General features: G+C 69.8%; 16 protein-coding genes. 6 read left to right on the forward strand and 10 right to left on the reverse strand.

The window, feature by feature from the left end:
* Window positions 1–15 precede the first annotated feature (15 nt).
* From INT49_RS10890 to pta, 4 genes are all read right to left on the reverse strand, one after another.
* Window positions 16–573 (reverse strand): hypothetical protein, encoded by a 558-nt coding sequence (locus tag INT49_RS10890; protein WP_193117770.1) that lies wholly within the window; start codon window positions 571–573, stop codon window positions 16–18.
* 112 nt (window positions 574–685) lie between these two features.
* On the reverse strand, window positions 686–1,231 hold the full coding sequence (locus INT49_RS10895) for a hypothetical protein (protein ID WP_193117771.1): 546 nt from the start codon (window positions 1,229–1,231) through the stop codon (window positions 686–688).
* Between the two features lie 185 nt (window positions 1,232–1,416).
* The gene (locus INT49_RS10900; protein WP_193117772.1) at window positions 1,417–2,685 is read right to left on the reverse strand and encodes an acetate kinase; all 1,269 of its coding nucleotides are present in this window, start codon (window positions 2,683–2,685) and stop codon (window positions 1,417–1,419) included.
* A gap of 79 nt (window positions 2,686–2,764) precedes the next feature.
* A complete protein-coding gene (gene pta, locus INT49_RS10905; protein ID WP_193117773.1) occupies window positions 2,765–4,903 on the reverse strand; it encodes a phosphate acetyltransferase in 2,139 nt (712 codons plus the stop codon).
* Window positions 4,904–5,066: 163 nt separating this feature from the next.
* Here pta and INT49_RS10910 point away from each other — a divergent pair, with 163 nt between their 5' ends.
* The 3 genes from INT49_RS10910 (at window position 5,067) to guaA (ending at window position 8,300) form a co-directional block, all read left to right on the forward strand.
* Entirely contained in the window at window positions 5,067–6,056 is a 990-nt protein-coding gene (locus tag INT49_RS10910; protein ID WP_193117774.1) for an SURF1 family protein, read from the forward strand.
* 3 nt (window positions 6,057–6,059) lie between these two features.
* Entirely contained in the window at window positions 6,060–6,479 is a 420-nt protein-coding gene (locus tag INT49_RS10915) for a DUF3817 domain-containing protein (RefSeq protein ID WP_193117775.1), read from the forward strand.
* A 219-nt stretch (window positions 6,480–6,698) separates the two neighbouring features.
* A complete protein-coding gene (gene guaA, locus INT49_RS10920; RefSeq protein ID WP_193117776.1) occupies window positions 6,699–8,300 on the forward strand; it encodes a glutamine-hydrolyzing GMP synthase in 1,602 nt (533 codons plus the stop codon).
* 170 nt (window positions 8,301–8,470) lie between these two features.
* Here the strand turns inward: guaA and INT49_RS10925 are convergent, their stop codons facing one another.
* A complete protein-coding gene (locus tag INT49_RS10925; protein ID WP_319021581.1) occupies window positions 8,471–9,691 on the reverse strand; it encodes a GNAT family N-acetyltransferase in 1,221 nt (406 codons plus the stop codon).
* A gap of 82 nt (window positions 9,692–9,773) precedes the next feature.
* Window positions 9,774–11,465, reverse strand: coding sequence for an MDR family MFS transporter (locus INT49_RS10930; protein ID WP_193117875.1), 1,692 nt, complete (start codon window positions 11,463–11,465; stop codon window positions 9,774–9,776).
* 326 nt (window positions 11,466–11,791) lie between these two features.
* Here INT49_RS10930 and INT49_RS10935 point away from each other — a divergent pair, with 326 nt between their 5' ends.
* Window positions 11,792–12,445, forward strand: a complete 654-nt coding sequence (locus INT49_RS10935; protein ID WP_319021583.1) for a TetR/AcrR family transcriptional regulator — start codon at window positions 11,792–11,794, stop codon at window positions 12,443–12,445.
* Window positions 12,446–12,467: 22 nt separating this feature from the next.
* Here the strand turns inward: INT49_RS10935 and INT49_RS10940 are convergent, their stop codons facing one another.
* On the reverse strand, window positions 12,468–13,574 hold the full coding sequence (locus INT49_RS10940) for an acyltransferase domain-containing protein (RefSeq protein ID WP_193117778.1): 1,107 nt from the start codon (window positions 13,572–13,574) through the stop codon (window positions 12,468–12,470).
* A gap of 108 nt (window positions 13,575–13,682) precedes the next feature.
* Between INT49_RS10940 and INT49_RS10945 the strand changes: the two genes are divergently transcribed.
* Window positions 13,683–15,296, forward strand: coding sequence for a helicase HerA-like domain-containing protein (locus INT49_RS10945; RefSeq protein WP_404801949.1), 1,614 nt, complete (start codon window positions 13,683–13,685; stop codon window positions 15,294–15,296).
* Between the two features lie 155 nt (window positions 15,297–15,451).
* Here INT49_RS10945 and INT49_RS10950 read toward each other — a convergent pair whose 3' ends face one another.
* Together INT49_RS10950 and INT49_RS10955 are read right to left on the reverse strand one after the other, a co-directional pair.
* Window positions 15,452–16,078, reverse strand: a complete 627-nt coding sequence (locus INT49_RS10950) for a C39 family peptidase (RefSeq protein WP_193117780.1) — start codon at window positions 16,076–16,078, stop codon at window positions 15,452–15,454.
* Between the two features lie 223 nt (window positions 16,079–16,301).
* Window positions 16,302–17,048 carry a phosphoglyceromutase gene (locus tag INT49_RS10955; protein WP_193117781.1) on the reverse strand — a complete coding sequence of 249 codons (747 nt, stop codon included), beginning with the start codon at window positions 17,046–17,048 and terminating at the stop codon, window positions 16,302–16,304.
* A 71-nt stretch (window positions 17,049–17,119) separates the two neighbouring features.
* Here INT49_RS10955 and INT49_RS10960 point away from each other — a divergent pair, with 71 nt between their 5' ends.
* Window positions 17,120–17,818, forward strand: coding sequence for an HAD hydrolase-like protein (locus INT49_RS10960; RefSeq protein WP_193117782.1), 699 nt, complete (start codon window positions 17,120–17,122; stop codon window positions 17,816–17,818).
* A gap of 91 nt (window positions 17,819–17,909) precedes the next feature.
* Here the strand turns inward: INT49_RS10960 and dtd are convergent, their stop codons facing one another.
* Window positions 17,910–18,335 (reverse strand): D-aminoacyl-tRNA deacylase, encoded by a 426-nt coding sequence (gene dtd, locus INT49_RS10965; protein WP_193117783.1) that lies wholly within the window; start codon window positions 18,333–18,335, stop codon window positions 17,910–17,912.
* Between the last annotated feature and the right edge of the window lie 35 nt (window positions 18,336–18,370).

An 18,370-nucleotide genomic window follows, 5' to 3' on the forward strand; every position in this document is an offset into this window, starting at 1 on the left:
TGGCGCCGTGGGCGGTCAGCGGGGCGAGGACGCCACCAGCGCGATGAGGCCCCAGATGGTCAGCACCAGCGCCGCGAGGCCGAGGATGATCGGGAGCACGATGCCGACACCGAAGCTGACGGCGGTGCTCGTGAAGCCGAGCTCCGACAGGGCGACGGCGTCGGTGCCCTCGCAGTTCACCGAGACCTCCTGGGTCGAGCTCACCATGATCTCGTGCACCTCGTAGTAGGCGACGCCGTCGACGGTGCCCGGCGAATAGGTGCGGTCGCCGGCTTCGACGTCGACATCCGTTCCGTTGATCGTGCAGGAGACGGAGTCGAGATCGTCCGCGGGAACGGCAAGAGTGTACGAGGACCAGGAGGAGGCCTCGAAGGAGTCGCTGCCGGGATCGAGGGGAGTGAGCTCCATGGAGCCGATGCCGGAGACCATCAGCGCGATGAACCCCGCGACGAACGGCATGACGAACAGCCCGACCCCGTTCGCGAGGATGCCGAGTATCCCGAACACCAATCGCTTGACACCGCGGCGCTTGCGAGGCGGCGCTGCGTACCCGTAGGACGACTGGTACATCATGTTCTCCCCCGTGGCCTTCTGCTCCGCATGGTCGCGCGGAGATGTCCGATGGTGCCTCGACGTGCCCGAGGCAGGTCGGGGCCGCCCGGCCCCGTGGCGGGACCGGTGATGGTCAGGACCGCACGCGCGCGATGATCCCCCAGATCAGCAGCCCGAACGCGAGGATTCCGAGACCGATCGGGATCACGAGGCCGACGCCGACGCCGATGAGCGTCCCGATCAGGCCGATATCGGAGACTGCGATGTCGCTGGCGCCGTCGCAGGTGATCGTGACCTCCTGGTCGTCGAGGACCTGGAGGCTGCCCACCTCCGTGTACTCGACACCGTCGACGGTCGTGGTCACGGAGGAGACGTCAGGCTCCCATTCGACGTCCGAGCTGCCGTCGACCGAGCATGACACCGAGGCAGCCTCGGAGGTCGGAACGGACACGTAGTACAACGAGGTCACCGAGGCGTCGAGGGTGGCGGGCGATCCGCCCGTCGACACCGGAGTCGACGACATCACGGCGAAGGCCGCGACGATGGCGCCGGCGACCAAGGGCATCACGAGCAGGCCGATGCCGTTGGCGATGATCCCCAGGATCCCGAAGATGATCCTCTTCAGTCCACGTTTCTTGCGCGGTTCCTGATACATGCCATAGGACGCCTGATACGCCATCTGTTCCCCCTCGATACGTCGTGGTCGATGTCCAGAAGACTACGGGGAGCACGGCGATCTCGAGATGGGGAGCACTGCCCATGCGGAGAGGAGTGCAGGCGGACAGGCCTCAGGCGGCGCCGCGCGTCTCAGGCGGCGCCGCGCGTCTCAGGCGGCGTCGCGGGTCTCAGACTTTGCCGCGGGTCTCAGGCGTCGCTGCGGGCCACAGCGACGGCCTGCTGCGCGATGGACAGCTCCTCGTTCGTGGGCACGATCATCACGAGGGTCTTCGAGGCGGGCGTGGAGATGACCCGGGCCTCCTTGCTGCGGGTCGCGTTCGCCTCGAGGTCGAGCTCGATACCCAGATCCTCGAGACCGGTCAGCAGACGCTCACGCACCATCGGCACATTCTCGCCGATGCCGGCGGTGAACGTCAGCACATCCAGTCCGCCGAGCACGAAGGTGTAGGAGCCCAGGTACTTGCGCAGCCGGTGCACGTACACGTCGGTGGCGAGGATGGCCGCCTCATCACCCGCCTCGACCGCTGTGGTGATGTCGCGGAAGTCGCTCATCCCGCACATGCCCTGCATGCCCGAGCGCTTGTTGAGGATGTCGTCGATCTCGGCGGGGCCGATGCCTGCACGTCGGTGCAGGTGGAAGTAGATGGTCGGGTCGATGTCCCCGGTGCGGGTGCCCATCACGAGGCCTTCGAGCGGGGTGAGCCCCATGGAGGTCTCCACGGCTCGGTCGCCGAGGACGGCGGAGGCCGAGGCGCCGTTGCCCAGATGCATCACGATCTGCCGCAGCTCGCTCACGTCGCGGCCCTGAGAGGCCAGGCGTTCCGAGACGGCCCGGGAGACGTACTGGTGGCTGGTGCCGTGGGCGCCGTAGCGGCGCACCTTGTATTCGGCGGCGATCTCACGGTTCAGGGCGTAGTTCGCGGCGGCCTCGGGGAGCCCGGTGAAGAAGGCGGTATCGAACACGGCGATGTGGGGCACGTCGGGGAGCAGTTCCTTCGCCCCGTCGATTCCGGAGACCGCCGCATAGTTGTGCAGCGGCGCGAGCTTGCCGAGGTCCTCGATGTCCCAGCGCACCTGGTCATCGATGAGCACGGGCTCCGCGTAGCGGGCGCCGCCCTGGACCACCCGATGGCCGACGGCGCGGATCCTGTCGTCGGCCAGGGACAGGCCTACGTCCGCGAACAGCGACTCGACGATCTTCATGCCGGCGGCGTGATCGGGCACCGGCCCCTCGACGCTGGACTCCTTCGCGCCCGCCGCGATGGACGCGGTGCCCTGCTCCTGGCCGACGCGCTCGACGATGCCGGCGGCGTCGACCGTTCCCGTGTCCGGGTCCAGCAGCTGGAACTTCAGGGACGACGAGCCCGAGTTGATGACGAGGACCCGGGCGTCGGCGGTGGAGTCGGCGGCACCAACGGCAACAGCGGCATCGGTGGTGGGGGAGGAATCGGTCATAGGGCTGGGTCAGCTCCTCAGCGGTGAGGTCGGTGGTCGGCGTCGGTGATCAGCGGGTCGGTGACCAGCGGATGGGTGATCAGCCGGTGGGTGAAGCGTGGGAGGTGGAGGAGGCGTCGGGTGCGGAATCGGCCTGGGCCTGGATGGCGGTGATGACGACGGTGTTGATGATGTCGTCGACCAGGGCGCCGCGGGAGAGGTCGTTGACCGGCTTGTTCAGACCCTGCAGGACGGGGCCGATGGCGATCGCTCCGGCGGAGCGCTGCACCGCCTTGTAGGTGTTGTTGCCGGTGTTGAGGTCGGGGAACACGAACACCGTGGCGCGGCCGGCGACGGAGGAGTCCGGGAGCTTGGTCTTGGCGACCGAGGCGTCCACGGCGGCGTCGTACTGGATCGGTCCCTCGACGTCGAGCTGCGGGTTCGCCGAGCGGACCAGCTCGGTGGCCTCGCGCACCTTGTCCACGTCGGCCCCGGTCCCGGAGGTGCCGGTCGAGTAGGAGAGCATCGCGATCCGCGGGACCACGCCGAACTGCTCGGCGGTCGCGGCGGACTGCGCGGCGATGTCGGCGAGCTGCGCGGCGGTCGGGTCGGGGTTCACGGCGCAGTCGCCGTAGACCAGCACGCGGTCCTCGAGAGCCATCAGGAACACCGAGGAGACGATCTGCGCACCGGGCTTGGTCTTGATGATCTCGAAGGAGGGTCGGATGGTGTGCGCGGTCGAGTGGGCCGCGCCGGAGACCATGCCGTCGGCCTCGCCGAGCTGCACCATCATGGTGCCGAAGTAGGAGACGTCCTGGATCTTCTCGCGGGCCTGCTCGAGGGTGACGCCCTTCTTGGCCCGCAGCCGGGCGTACTCCGCGGCGTACCGCTCGACGTGCTCCTCGGACTGCGGGGACACGATCGTCGCCTCGGAGATGTCGTGGCCCAGCTGGGAGGCCTTGGCACGGATCTGGTTCTCGTCGCCGAGGAGGATCAGATCGGCGACGCCTCGAGCCAGGATGGCCTCGGCGGCGGCGATGATGCGCGGATCCTCGCCCTCGGGCAGCACGATGGTCTTCTTCTCGCCGCGGGCGCGGGCCAGCAGCTCGAACTCGAACATCATCGGCGTCACCACCTCGCTGCGACTCACCTCGAGCGCTGCCAGCACGTCGGCGGTGGGCAGATGCTCGGCGACGGCGCGGCGCGCGGCGTCCATCTTCTGCGGGCTGCCGACGCTCAGGCGACCCCGCGTGCGGGCGACCTTCACGGCGGTGTCGAAGGTGGACAGGTCGGTGGCGATCACGGGCAGGTCCTGCTGGACGCCGGAGATCAGGCGGCCCACCTCCTCGGGCACGTCGTAGCCACCGGTCAGCACGATCGAGGAGAGGGCGGGGAAGGTGCCGGACTGCTGCGCCATGATCAGGCCGGGCAGCAGGTCGTAGCGGTCACCGGGAGCGATCACGGTGCAGTTCTCGGTGAGCCGGCTCAGCACGTTGGGCAGGCTCATCGCCGCGATCACCGTGCCGATGGCCACGCGGTCCATCCATTCCGGGTTGCCCTGGAGGAGGGAGCCGTCCACGGCGTTCTTCACCTCCTGCACCGTCGGCGCCATGATCACTGGATTCTCAGGGATCACCGAGACGAGGGCGCCGTCGGCCAGGGCCGCGTCGGACTTCGCGGACACGGCGGTGCGGATCGCCTCGAGGGAATCGGCCTCGGCCCGGTTGACGACCACAGCGATGGGGGAGGCGTGGTGACCGGTGAACTCGCTGAGGGAGACCGCGGCGAGAGCGGCGATCTGATCCGGACTGCGGTCCAGGCCCGACAGCACGATGACGACGGGGGCGCCCATGTTGGCGGCCACCTCGGCGTTGAAGCCCAGCTCGGTGGGATTGGCGAGGTCGTCGTAGTCGCTGCCGAGGACCACGAGCATCGAGAACCGCTCGGCCAGCTCGCGATAGCGGCTGAGGATGCGCTCATGGGCGGTGTCGGGATCGGACAGCACCAGCTGGTGGTCCACGCCGATCGCGTCGTCGTACTCCTGGTCCACTGCTGGATGGCTGGTCAGGAGGTCGACGGCATAGTCGCGCGCACGGTCGGCCTTGACGACGGGGCGGTACACCCCGACGCGATCGGAACGGGAGGCGAGGGCTTCGAGCAGACCGAAAGCCACCATCGACTTCCCGGTCATTCCCTCTGGACTGGCGATATACACACTCTGAGTCACAGGTGCCAGCATAGGCGCGAGCAGCGACCCGGCGTCGGGACCTCCGGCCCAGCGCCCTGCGCATCGTGTCCGTGGGCGTCCGGGCCCTGCGCACCCGGGCGACGTCGCACAGATCTCGTTCCTGCGGCCCACTGTTCCAGGCCGCATCCCAGGTGCGGCTCGTACGATGGCCCGCATGCTCCGCGTCGCCCTCCGCCCCTATTTTCTGGGGCTGCTCGCCCTGATGGTGGTGGCGACCCTTGTGTGCGGTCTGCTCGCCACCTGGCAGTGGGACCGCGCGCACCGGGCGATGAGCGACCAGGCCGCCGGCGCTCAGGAGCTGGGCGACATCCGCGAGGTGGTCGATATCGGCGGCGCCGTCACGAACGAGATCGTCGGCGACATCGTCACCGCGACCGGGCAGTTCGACGCGGAGGAGCAGATCATCGTGCCCGGCCGGTCGATCGACGGCCAGGACGCCGTGATCATCGTCGCCGCGCTGCACGTCCCGCTCGAGGACGGCACCGACGCCCTGCTTCCGGTGGCGCGCGGCTGGGTCGCGGCCGACGCCGTCACCGGACCCGACGGCGAGCTGGATCCCTCGCTCGCCCCGCCGGTGCCGGAGGGCGACGTCGTGGTCTCCGGACGCCTGGAGGCCAGCGAGGCCGCAGCCGGCGGCATCGAGGACGGCGTCGCCGGGGAGATCGCCACGCCCCTGCTGGTCAACGTCTGGGGCTCACCGATGTACTCCGGCTATCTCGCCGATGTGGACCCGATCGACGGCCTGAACCCGATGCCGGAGGCGCAGTCCGCGTTCTCCAAGGGACTGAACTGGCAGAACATCGGCTACTCGATGCAGTGGGTCCTGTTCGGGGCGTTCTTCCTCTACCTGTGGTGGCGCAGCGTGCGCAGCGTGCACCTCGATGAGCTCGAGGACCAGCGCGAGGCCATGCTGGAGTCCCTGGAAGGTGGCCCCGCGGCTGCGTCCGACGAGACGTCGTCGGAGGGGACCTCGTCCGACGAGCCGTCTCTCACCGAGAACTCGTCTGCGGAAGGCGCCGCCCTCCGGGGACCCTCCGCGCTGAGCTCCGCCACTCTGGGGTCCTCCGCCTCGAGCTCGTCGAACCCGAGCTCTTCCACCCCGGCCTCCTCGCAGGCCGCCCCTGCTTCCGACAAGGACGTGTGACCCGTGCCCACTACCCGCCCCCTGGATGAGGTCGCCGTCAGGACCTCCTTCGCCCGCTTCCGCGTCGCCTCGATCGTGGAGGGCATCGCCCTGCTCGTGCTCGTGTCGATCATGATCATGAGGTACGTCGTGTTCGGTGGCGATGCCCCGTTCACCAGCACGTCCGATACCTGGACCTCGATCTCCAAGTCCTGGTCCCCGATCCACGGCCTGATCTACATGATCTACGTGGTCCTCGGCTTCGACCTGTGGGTGAAGATGCGCTGGCGGCTGCCGCGCATGGCGCTGCTCATGTTCTTCGGGGTGATCCCCGTGCTGTCCTTCTTCGGGGAGCGCTGGACACACCAGGCCGTGGAGTCCGACCTCAAGCACCGCCCCACCGTGCAGGACGGCGAGGCCGCCACCAGGAACCGCGAGGGCTGAGACCTCCTCGCGTGCGTCGCCCGCGTCGGCCTGCCCCGCCCAGGGAGGGTGGGCGCGGCGTCGCGGAGAACGGTCGGGAGGACGAACACGATCTCGGGCTCGACGTCGGGCTCGACGTCGGGCGTGACGTCCCGCGTGACGTCGGGCGTGACGAGTATTGCCTCCACCATGGACGGGCAGAGATGCATCGGAGTCGTGCGCGCCCGTAGACTCAGCCAGGTGAATGACACCGACCAGCGCCCCGTCCTCGTCGTCGACTTCGGCGCCCAGTACGCACAGCTCATCGCCCGCCGCGTGCGGGAGGCCCGGGTCTACTCCGAGGTCGTCCCGCATTCGATGCCGGCGACGGAGATCCTGGCCAAGCAGCCGCGTGCGATCATCCTCTCCGGAGGGCCCAGCTCCGTCTATGCCGAGGGCGCCCCGCGCCTGGATCCGGCACTGCTCGAGGCCGGCGTCCCGGTGCTCGGGCTCTGCTACGGCTTCCAGTCGATGGCCGCGGCTCTCGACGGCACCGTCGCCCCGACCGGAGTGCGCGAGTACGGCGCCACGCGGCTCGAGGCGCTCGACGGCTCCTCGCATCTGCTCAGCGCGCAGGACCTCCAGCAGAACGTGTGGATGAGCCACGGCGACTCCGTGACCGCAGCGCCTGAGGGCTTCGAGGTCATCGCGACGTCCTCCGGCAGCCCCGTCGCCGCCTTCGAGAACACCGAGAAGCAGCTCTACGGAGTGCAGTGGCACCCCGAGGTCGGTCACTCCGACCGCGGTCAGGAGGTCCTCGAGAACTTCCTGCACCGCGGCGCCGGCATCGCGCCGTCCTGGACCACCGGCAACGTCATCGAGGAGCAGCTCGAGCGGATCCGTGCCCAGGTGGGCGAGGGCTCCGCGATCTGCGGCCTCTCCGGCGGCGTCGACTCCGCCGTGGCCGCGGCTCTCGTGCAGCGTGCCATCGGCGATCGCCTCACCTGCGTGTACGTGAACCACGGCCTCATGCGCCAGGACGAGTCCGAGCAGATCGAGCAGGCCTTCGGCGACTCCACCGGCGGCGCGAAGCTCATCATGGTCGACGCCGAGGAGCAGTTCCTCACCGCGCTCGCCGGGGTCACCGATCCCGAGACCAAGCGCAAGATCATCGGGCGCGAGTTCATCCGCACCTTCGAGCAGGCCCAGGCGGAGATCCTGCGCGAGCAGGGCGTCGTCGAAGGCGAGGGCGCTGAGGCGCATGCCGAACAGAAGGCGTTCCTGGTGCAGGGCACCCTCTACCCGGACGTCGTGGAGTCCGGCGGGGGCGACGGCGCGGCGAACATCAAGAGCCACCACAATGTGGGCGGGCTGCCGGAGGACCTCTCCTTCGAGCTGGTCGAGCCGCTGCGGGCCCTGTTCAAGGATGAGGTGCGCGCCGTCGGCTCCGAGCTGGGCCTGCCCGATGAGATCGTCTGGCGCCAGCCGTTCCCGGGCCCCGGGCTGGGCATCCGGATCATCGGCGAGGTCACCAAGGAGCGCCTGGACATCCTGCGCGCGGCCGACGCGATCGCCCGCGCCGAGCTCACCGCCGCCAGCCTGGACCGCACCATCTGGCAGTGCCCCGTGGTGCTGCTGGCCGATGTGCGCTCCGTGGGCGTGCAGGGCGATGGCCGCACCTACGGTCACCCCGTCGTGCTGCGCCCCGTCACCAGCGACGACGCGATGACCGCCGACTGGGCCAAGGTGCCCTACGACGTGCTCTCGCGGATCTCCACCCGCATCACCAACGAGGTCAACGAGATCAACCGCGTCACCCTCGACATCACGAGCAAGCCCCCGGGCACCATCGAGTGGGAGTGACGGCACCACCCGTCACCATTTTGTGAGCTGGGGACCTATGTTCGTCGGAACATAGGTCCCCAGCTCACATTAGTCCGGGGTCCGGGGTCCGGGGTCCGGGGTCGGTGCTCGGCGTTCGGGACCGGTGCTCGGCGCACGGGTCCGGCGCTGGCGAGTCAGGCGCGCGCAGCTCAGGCCGTCGGCGGCTCGAGGAGGCGCGAGGGATGCGCGGCGGCGGAGGAGTGCCAGGACTGCGTGCGCTCGTAGGTCTCCCAGCCCATCGACTCGTACAGGCCGTCGGCCCCGGTGGGGGAGTCGTTGTCGACCTCGAGGTCCACGTGGGTGCGGCCGCGCTCGGCGGCGTCGCGGGTCGCGGCGCGCAGCAGGGACTTCGCGATGCCATGGCCGCGAGCGCTGCGGTGCACCCCCAGGTATTCCAGGTAGGTGCCCTCGCCGAGGGAGGCCGTCGCGGGCATCTTCGCCGCGACGAGCCCGCCGGCGGGGAGCCACTGCCCCTCGTGCTCGGTCTCGGCGATCCACCAGTGGTCCCAGGCCGCTTCGTCCGGGCTCTCGATGAGGCGCTGGACGAACTCGGCGAAGGACTCCCGGTAGGAGTTGAAGTGATCGGCGAAGGACTCCTCGAGCATCCGGTGCACGGTGCGCACGTCCTGGGCGACGGGCAGCCCGGAGCTGTGGCGGTGGACCGGGCGCACGCGGGTGCCCTCCCGTGGCGCCGGGGTGGAGCTCGCTTCGTCGGCGGTGACGGGCCGGCGCATGTGCAGCCAGGTGCGCACCATGTCGTAGCCGGCGGCGGCGAGCAGCCGGCCGCGGTCAGTGTCCAGCTCGTTGGCGTCGCAGGAGAGCTGGGTCGACTCCAGCCCGCGATGGCGGGCGAAGGAACCGCCGACCTCGACCGCCCAGTCGAGCAGGGCGGTGGCGAGGGCGTCGCGATCCGGGACCTCGGTGTCGATCACGAACTGCAAGTTGGTGCGGCCGGAGGCGCGATCCTCGAGGGCGATCCAGGCGACCGGGGCGCGATCCAGGTCGGGGGAGCCGTCGTCGGCCTTCTCGACCACGACCAGCTGGCGGCGGGACCACGACTTCAGGCCGACCATGCGTGAGCGCAGCCCCTCGACGTCGGCCGCGCCGTCCGGGGTGTGGCGACGGATGCCCGCCGTCACGAGTGCGGCGATCGGTTCGACGTCTATCTCGAGCGGCAATCGCGTGGTCAGCCGTCCCTGGAGGGAAGGAGGGATCGTGGGCGGGAAATGATCGACGAGGAGCACCGGTTCATGGTGCCATGCGGGACCCCGCCAGGTCAGGAGAAGGCGGCGGGATGGGGAGAAGGGATACACGATCGAGAGCTTCCGGACCTCCCTCGCGGGCGGCGAGCGGGTGCGGATCGGGATCACGTCGGGCAGGGTGCGAGAAGCCCGCACCGGCGTTCCGGTACGGGCTTCTCGAGGGGCCGACGGGGCGAGCCGTCGGGAGGTGTCAGCGGTCCGAGGACCGCACCAGCTGATCGTCCGCGTCCGTGCCGGCGTCCGTGTCCGTACCGTCTTCCGAGTCCGGAGCGTCGTCGGAGGCCGCGACGGCGACGAGCTCACCGGTGCGGGCATGAGCCTCCTGCGGCTCGGTGCCGGTGCCGGCGAAATCGGCTGCGGCGTCCGTGGCGGGCTGCGCCGCCGTCTCCTCGGCCGTGTGCAGGGTGTCCCGCAGGGGCACCTGCCTGACGAACAGCGACAGCACCAGGGCGATGGCCACGAAGGGCAGCGCGGTCAGGAACACCATGTGCATGGCGTCGCCCATGCCCATCCGGATCGGGTCCACGAGGAACGCGGGGAGCTTCTCGAGGGCGGCGGGGTCGAGCACTGCGGACTCCAGCGCCGAGCTGTCGATCTCTCCGCCGGACTGCTGGAGCGCGGCCATCTGCTCGGCGGGGATCTTCTCGAGCTGCGCCTGGATGGAGGTGGCCATCTGCGCGGTCATCACGGTGCCCAGCACAGCGGTGCCGATCGTGGAGCCGATGTTGCGGAAGAACTGGATCGCCGCGGTCGCGACACCCAGCTCGCGCTGGGCCACGACGTTCTGCACCACCAGCGTGTACACCTGCATCGACAGGCCCAGACCCAGACCGATGACGATCATCGCCGCCGTCAGCTTCAGCTGCGAATCGCCGTACTGCATGCGGGACAGCAGCCAGTAACCGGCCACCAGGACGACTCCGCCCAGGATCAGGAATCCCTTGTAATGCCCGGTCTTCGAGATGAGCAGACCGACCAGGATGGAGGTGACGATCATGGCCACTGACAGCGGGATGAGGATCGCGCCGGAGTTGGTGGCGGAGACGCCCATGACGCCCTGGGCGTAGACGGGGATGTAGATGATCGCGCCGAACATGGCCACGGCGATGGCGAAGGACGCCGTCACGGACAGCGCCACGATCGGGCGCAGCAGCAGGTGCATCGGCAGCAGCGGCTCGGCGACCCTGGTCTCGATGACCACGAAGGCGATGAGGAAGACCGCGGCGATCGCATACATGCTGATGATGACCGAGGAGTCCCAGGCGTAGTCCCCGCCGCCCCAGGTGGTCGCGAGCAGGGCGATGACCATGCCGGGCGTCAGGGTGAGCATCCCCAGGAAGTCGACCTTGCCGTGCTGGGTCTCCGTGCTGAGGTGCAGGAACCGCAGGATGAACGCGAAGGCGACGACGCCCACGGGGAGCATCAGGTAGAACAGCCAGCGCCAGCCGAAGTTGTCGGTGACGGTGCCGCCGAGGAGCGGCCCCACCACGGAGCTCACACCGAAGACGGCGCCCATCATGCCCTGGTACTTGCCACGCTGGCGGGGCGGGATGATGTCACCGATGATCGTCTGGCTCAGCGGCATGAGCGTGCCCATGCCGAGCCCCTGCACGGCGCGGGCGAAGACCAGGAACCAGAAGTCCGTGGCCATGCCGGCCAGGATCGAGCCGATCATGAACACGGCGAGGCCGCCGAGGTAGAACCAGCGGCGTCCGTACAGGTCGGAGAGCTTGCCGACGATCGGCACCGCGACGGCGGAGACCAGCATCGCCGCGGTGGCGATCCAGCTGTAGTGCTCCACGCCGCCGAGCTCGGCCACGATGCGGGGCATCGCGGGGCCGACGATGGTCTGGGACATCGAGGCGACGAACATTCCGAGCATGAGGCCGACGAAGACGAGCTTGCCCTGTCGGTCGAGGCCGGTGAAGGCCTGGGGGTCGGGGGTGCCGGGGCCGGATGCGCCGGTGCTGGATCCGGTGGTGCCGGGCGCAGGGGTGCCGGACGCCGCCACAGGGGTCGATGCTGTGCTCACTGAGCTCCTCGGAGGAACGGACGGAAGGATGGGGGAGATTCTCGGGCGGGAAGATCTCGTCCGACGGCCGCAGCGCATCCTTGAGCCTCGACCGGGCCACTCTAGCGAACTGTTGCATTGACTGCACTATTTTATCGAGTGCAGATCCTGTGATGTGCCGGACCTACGATGGGGGCGTGAACGCCTCCTCGTACCCTTCCGTCCCTCCCGACCCGCTCGTGGAGGAATCCGATGACGCCGGCGACGACCGACTCGGACTGCGGGAGACGAAGAAGCGTCAGACCCGCCTCGCGATGCACCGGGCGGCGGTCGAGCTCGTCGCCGAGCACGGCTTCACCCCGGTGACGGTCGAGATGATCGCCCGGAGGGCCGGGGTCTCCACCCGCACCTTCTTCAACCACTGGGTCACCAAGGACGCCGCGGTGCTCGGCGTGGTCCCCGGGGAGTCGCGGGAGATCGCCGCGAGCCTCCGGGCCGAGCTCGAGGTGCACGGGCCGCGCGACGCCCTGCGGCACGTGCTGCGCGACGTGCTCGCCGGCATCCCGGCGGACCCGGAGCTGCGCGACCTCAAGAAGCAGGTGATGAGCAAGGAGCCGCGGCTGCACACGATCTCCTCCGGCAACCTCATCGAGGTGCAGTCGGAGCTGGTCGAGGTGCTCACCGAGGCCATGGACGGGGAGGACGCCCGCATGCGCGCGGTCATCGTCGTGCAGGTGGGCTTCGCCCTCACTCGCAGCGCCTTCGGCTTCTCCATGTCCACGGGTATGGATTTGCCCTCGGCCTACGACCGCGTGATCGAGCTCTACGACGCGGGTCTCCAGGACGACTGACCGCGCCCGGAGCCCGTGCGGGTTAGCGCACCAGGTGGCCGAGTCCGCTGTCCCAGCCGCGACCGTCGGTCAGGCGCTCGCCGACGACCCGCTCGAGACGGGTCCCGCGCGGCAGCGCGGCGGCGTCGTACGGGGGCAGTGCGTGGAAGACGAAGAACGCGGCGCCGTCCGCACCCGGTGAGGTCGACAGGATCTCCCAGCGGTCCACGAAGGCGCCGATGTTCGACTCCGTGCCGAGCTCCTCGACCAGTGCTCGGTTCATGAGCCACGAATCGCAGAGGAACTCGTGACCGAAGGCGGGGGCATCCTGCGGGCGGCCGCGGTCCCTGGAGTCGACGTGGCCTCCGGTGCCGTCGAGGCGTGCACCGCCCTCGTGGCCTGCCGTGCTGTCGTGGCCTGCCGTGCCGTCATGATCTGCGGGACCGGCGAGATCCCCGAAGCTCTCCGTGAAGTACGCGGTCGCCCGGTCGAAGGAGTCCTCGACCGCGGCCGGGTCGAGCGATCCCCGCGCGGGGATGTGCGTGCCGATCACCCAGCGCTCGCGCGCGGTGCCCTCCTCGGCGCGATGGAGGTCGAACTGCAGGCGGCCGAGGTGCACGAGGCGTCCTGCCCAGTTCAGCGCCATCCACCCCAGCTGGTGCAGGCCGAGACGACCGGTGCTCAGGCGATGCACGCGCATCTGCTGGCCGAGGTCCGCGAGCACCTCCCAGGACTGCTCCGCGGTCAGCCCCCGGGCCTCGTGCCAGGCGCGCACGGTGCTCGTGCTCACGACCAGGGCGAGGGTCGGGATGAGGCCCTCCCCGGGCGCCAGACGTGCTTGCAGCGCCGTGTGTGCGACCTTCACGGCCTCGAGGTCGACGGTCGGGACGTCCAGCCCGGCCGCGGCACGCAGCTGGTTCGCGGTGGTGGTGATCGCGGCGAGGATCTCCGCGTCGGCCGCCGCCCGCCCGAGCAGCGGAGCGAGATCCTCATGGTCCTGCCCGGTGATCCCGAGCCGCTCCAGCAGGGCGGGGGCCGACGGGGCGGTGAGCATCGTCGCGATCGCCTCGGGGGAGAGCTCGTCGGAGGCTCGGACGGAGGTCGGCGGATCACCGATGACCTGAGGGCGCGCGGCACGGCGATCTGTCATGCGCCCAGACTATCGCCCAGCGGGCTCCGACTGTGATCTGGACCGCTACGATCTCAGGGTCGAGACCACGGACCTGTCGGACAGAGCCGACGGGGGAGGAGCATCATGATGAACACCCAGGACGGCGAGCAGACGCAGGCCGACGGACAGCCCGCCCAGCAGGCGACGGCTGCGCTCAGCGCCGAGGCGACCGGGGTGCGCGATGCGTATGCCTTCGAGGGCGGCCGGATCCACCTCGGCGCGATGATCGAGGGCGAGGAGCCGAACCCCGCCGTGGCCGTGAACCTGTCCGTGGGGATGCTGAACCGTCATGGGCTGATCGCCGGCGCCACCGGCACCGGCAAGACCCGCACCCTCCAGGTGATCGCCGAGCAGGCCGCGCATGCCGGAGCCTCCGTGTTCGTCGCCGACATGAAGGGCGACCTCTCCGGCATCGCCGTGCCGGGGGAGGCGTCGGACAAGCTCTCCGCCCGTGCGGCGGAGCGCGGCCAGGAGTGGATCTCCCGCGCAGCGCCCACCGAGTTCTTCAGCCTCGGCGGCCAGGGCGAGGGCGTGCCGATCCGCACCACGGTGAGCACCTTCGGCCCGGTGCTGATGGCCAAGGTGCTCGAGCTCAACGAGACCCAGGAGAGCTCGCTGGGCCTGATCTTCCACTACGCCGACTCCCAGGGCCTGGGCCTGCTGGACCTCAAGGACCTCCGTGCCCTGATCCAGTTCCTCACCTCGGACGAGGGCAAGGACGAGCTCAAGGGCATCGGCGGCATCTCCACCTCGACCGCCGGCGTGATCCTGCGCAGCCTGACCTCCTTCGAGGCCTCCGGAGCGGACGTCTTCTTCGGAGAGCCGGCCTTCGACACCGAGAAGCTGCTGCGCAAGGCCGAGGACGGCACCGGGATCATCTCCTGCCTCGAGCTGCCGGGCGTCGCCTCGCGGCCCGCGCTGTTCTCCACGTTCATGATGTGGATGCTCGCCGAGCTGTACCAGGACCTGCCCGAGGTGGGCGACGCCGAGGTGCCCAAGCTGGTGTTCTTCTTCGACGAGGCGCACCTGCTGTTCAAGGACGCCTCCAAGGCGTTCCTCGACCAGGTCGTCCAGACGGTGCGGCTGATCCGTTCCAAGGGCGTGGGCATCTTCTTCATCACCCAGACCCCGAAGGACGTCCCCGGCGACGTGCTCGCCCAGCTCGGCAACCGGGTCCAGCACGCGCTGCGCGCCTTCACGCCCGACGACGCGAAGGCACTCAAGGCCACCGCCAGCACCTTCCCGACCTCCGAGCACGACCTGGTCGAGGTGATCCCGGCACTCGGCACCGGTGAGGCCATCGTGACCGTGATGAGCGAGGACGGCACCCCCACGCCCGTCGCGATCACGGCCGTGCGCGCGCCGGAGTCCTCGATGGATCCGGCCGGGGCCGAGGCCATCTCGGCCGCGGTGACGGCCTCGCCGCTCGCCGAGGAGTACGGGACCCCGGTGGATCGCGAGTCCGCCTACGAGATCCTCACGGCGCGGGCCGAGAAGGAGGCCGCCGCCGAGGAGGAGGCCCCTGAAGCGCCGGAGGCGAAGAGGTCCGGCGGCTCCTCGAAGGACTCCTCCCGTTCCGCGAAGAAGGATGAGGGAGGCCTGTTCGGCAGTCCTGCCGTGAAGTCGTTCCTGCGCTCAGCCGGCACCGTGCTGGGCCGCGAGGTCACGCGCAGCCTGTTCGGGACCAGGCGCCGCCGCTGACCCCGACCGCGCGCCGCTGACCCCGACCGGGCACCGTTGACCCCGACCGGGCGCTGCTGATCCCGGCTGCAGGCTCCGGCAGCTCTGCTCGCCGTCCACGCACGACAGCCCCCGAGGTGGATCCTCGGGGGCTGTCGCGGATCATCGTGCCCAGCTCACCAGAAGTAGCCGCGCCCCGCGCAGTAGGTCGCGACCTGCTTCGGCGAGAGCCAGTGATGGGACGGAAGGGATGCGGTGAGGGTCGATCCGGCCGGATCCGCCACGCGCAGGGTGCGGGCATCGGCGTCGTACCCGTCGATCGTGACGAAATGGTAGATGTCCGAGGTGTTCCCGCCCCAGTTCGGGTAGTCACCGGCGACCACCCACCAGTTGCACACCGTGGCGAAGCCGTCGTCGACGTTCGTGGTGGCGCGATCCCACAGGAGGTTCGCGTCGGCGTCGCTCGCCGTGGATCCATCCATCCACTGATCGCGATAGGTGGCTCCGGCCAGGCGGTTCGTGAGCACGGGGGAGACGGAGCCGAAGTTCGTGCCGTTGTCCGTGGTGCCGAGCTCCGCGGCGAGCGTGTCCAGGCTCGGCGGCGTCACCTTCGCGCTCAGGGCGATGGAGACAGCGGTGGGCCCGCAGTAGAAGAAGTTCGGCTGCTCCCGGTAGGTCGTCGGCAGCACCGTCTCACCCGCGGCCGTGGCGGCGGGGGCGAGCGCGGCGGTGCCGAGCCCGGCGGCTGCGGTGAGTCCGACAGCTCGGAAGAATGTTCGGCGGTCAGGTGCGGAGGTGGTCATCGGTGGCCCTTTCCCTGTGCGTCGTCGCGGTGCATCGTCCTGCGGATCTGCCGGATGTGACCGGCACCACGACGCTATGAGACGTCGGCCCGGAAGGGAAGACCGATCGGTCACCTGGCCCGTCCCGGTACGCATCGGCCGGTGCACAGGAGACGGACGACGGGCCCACGATCTGCTGAGATCGTGGGCCCGTCGGGTCACCGGCTCGTGCGAACGGGGAGGACTACTTCTTGCCCTGGTTCGCGACGGCCTCGGCGGCGGCCTTCGCGGCGACCGGGTCGAGGTACCGGCCACCCTTCTCGACGGGCTGGAAGTCCTCGTCCAGCTCGTACACCAGCGGCTGGCCGGTGGGGATGTTCAGGCCGGAGATCTCCTCGTCGGAGATGCCGTCGAGGTACTTCACCAGCGCGCGCAGCGAGTTGCCGTGGGCGGCGATCAGCACGGTCTTGCCGTCGACGAGGTCGGGCTTGATGCCCTCCTCCCAGTACGGCAGGAAGCGCTCGACGACGTCCTTGAGGCACTCGGACTTGGGCAGCTGGTCGCCGAGGTCCGCGTACTGCGGGTCCTGGTCCTGGCTGAACTCGGTGCCGAACTCGATCTCGGGCGGCGGGGTGTCGTAGGAACGACGCCATGCCATGAACTTCTCCTCACCGTACTTCTCACGGATCTCGGACTTGTTCATCCCCTGCAGGGCGCCGTAGTGGCGCTCGTTCAGGCGCCAGTCGCGCTTGACGGGGATCCAGTGACGATCCGCGGCATCGAGGGAGAGGTTCGCCGTCATGATGGCGCGACGTTGCAGGGAGGTGTGCACGATATCGGGGAGGATGCCGGCCTCCTTCAGCAGTGCGCCGCCGTTGGCGGCCTCGTCCCGGCCCTTCTCGGTGAGGGCCACGTCGACCCAGCCGGTGAACAGGTTCTTCGCATTCCAGTCGCTCTCGCCGTGGCGGAGCAGCACGAGTGTGTAGGTCATGAGGCCAGGGTACGCGGGGCCGCTGACCCACGCATATCGTGCTCGTCGGCGGGGTCGATAGTGTCGGGGCCATGACTGCTCTCGCGACCGGCCGCTTCGCCGATGTCCCTCTCGTGCTGCTCGACCTGGACGGCACGATCGTCGACTCCGGGCCGGGGATCCTCGAGGCGCTGAGCCATGCCTTCGCCCGGTGCGGCGAACCTCTGCCGCCGCCGGCCGTGCTGCGCACCTTCATCGGGCCTCCGCTGGAGGACTCCTTCTGCGGCACGCTCGGACTGGGCCGGGAGCGCGCGGAGCAGCTGCGGATCGCCTACAGCGCCTACTACCAGCAGCACGGCCTGCTTTCCGCCGTCCCGTACCCCGGCATGCCGGAGCTGATCGGCGCTCTGGTGGCCGAGGGGCGAACCGTCGCCGTCGCGACCAACAAACCGGAGACCAGCGCCCGCACGCTCCTCGCCCACCAGGGCCTCGCCGACGCCTTCGCGCTCATCGGCGGCACCGACCGGGCGGCGGGCCGAGAGGGCAAAGCGGCGGTCATCGGGAGCGTCCTGGAGCGCCTCGGTGCCACCGCCGATCGCCGTACGCCGAGCGGGATCGACGTCGTCCCAGCGGTCATGATCGGGGATCGCCTCCACGATGCCGAGGGCGCTGCCGAGCACGCTCTGCCCACTGTGCTCGTGGACTGGGGCTACGGCGGAGTCGTGGAGCGAGCCGTCGATCTGCCGCGGGCCCACAGCGTCGAGGCCCTGGGCGCGATGCTGCGCGGGTGACGCGGGTGACGCGGGTGACGCGGGTGACGCGGGTGACGCGGGTGACGCGGTGGCGGTGGCGACGCGGTGGCGGTGGCGAGTCGGCGGAGCGTCAGGCCTCGACGATGATCGTCACCGGTCCGTCGCCCACCATGCCGACCCGCATGTGGGCGCCGAAGCGGCCGGTGGCCACCTGGACGCCGCGCTCCCGGACCGCTGCGACGACCTGCTCCACGAGGGGCTCGGCCACCCCGGCCGGGGCGGCGGCGCTCCAGGAGGGGCGGCGGCCCTTGCGCACGTCGGCGTAGAGGGTGAACTGAGAGACCACGAGCACCTGCGCGCCGGCGTCGAACACCGAACGCTCGCCCTCGAGGATCCGCAGCTCGCAGATCTTGCGGGCGATCGTGGCGACCTGCTCCGGACCATCCTCATGGGTCACGCCGACCAGGGCCACCAGACCTTCGCCCGTGATCGCTCCGACCACCTCGCCGTCCACCTCGACCTGGGCACCGTCGACTCTCTGAAGCACTGCACGCATGCCCCGATGGTGGCACAGCGGAGGGTGACTCAGCA

Source organism: Brachybacterium tyrofermentans, from assembly GCF_014897585.1.
Lineage (GTDB): Bacteria > Actinomycetota > Actinomycetes > Actinomycetales > Dermabacteraceae > Brachybacterium > Brachybacterium tyrofermentans.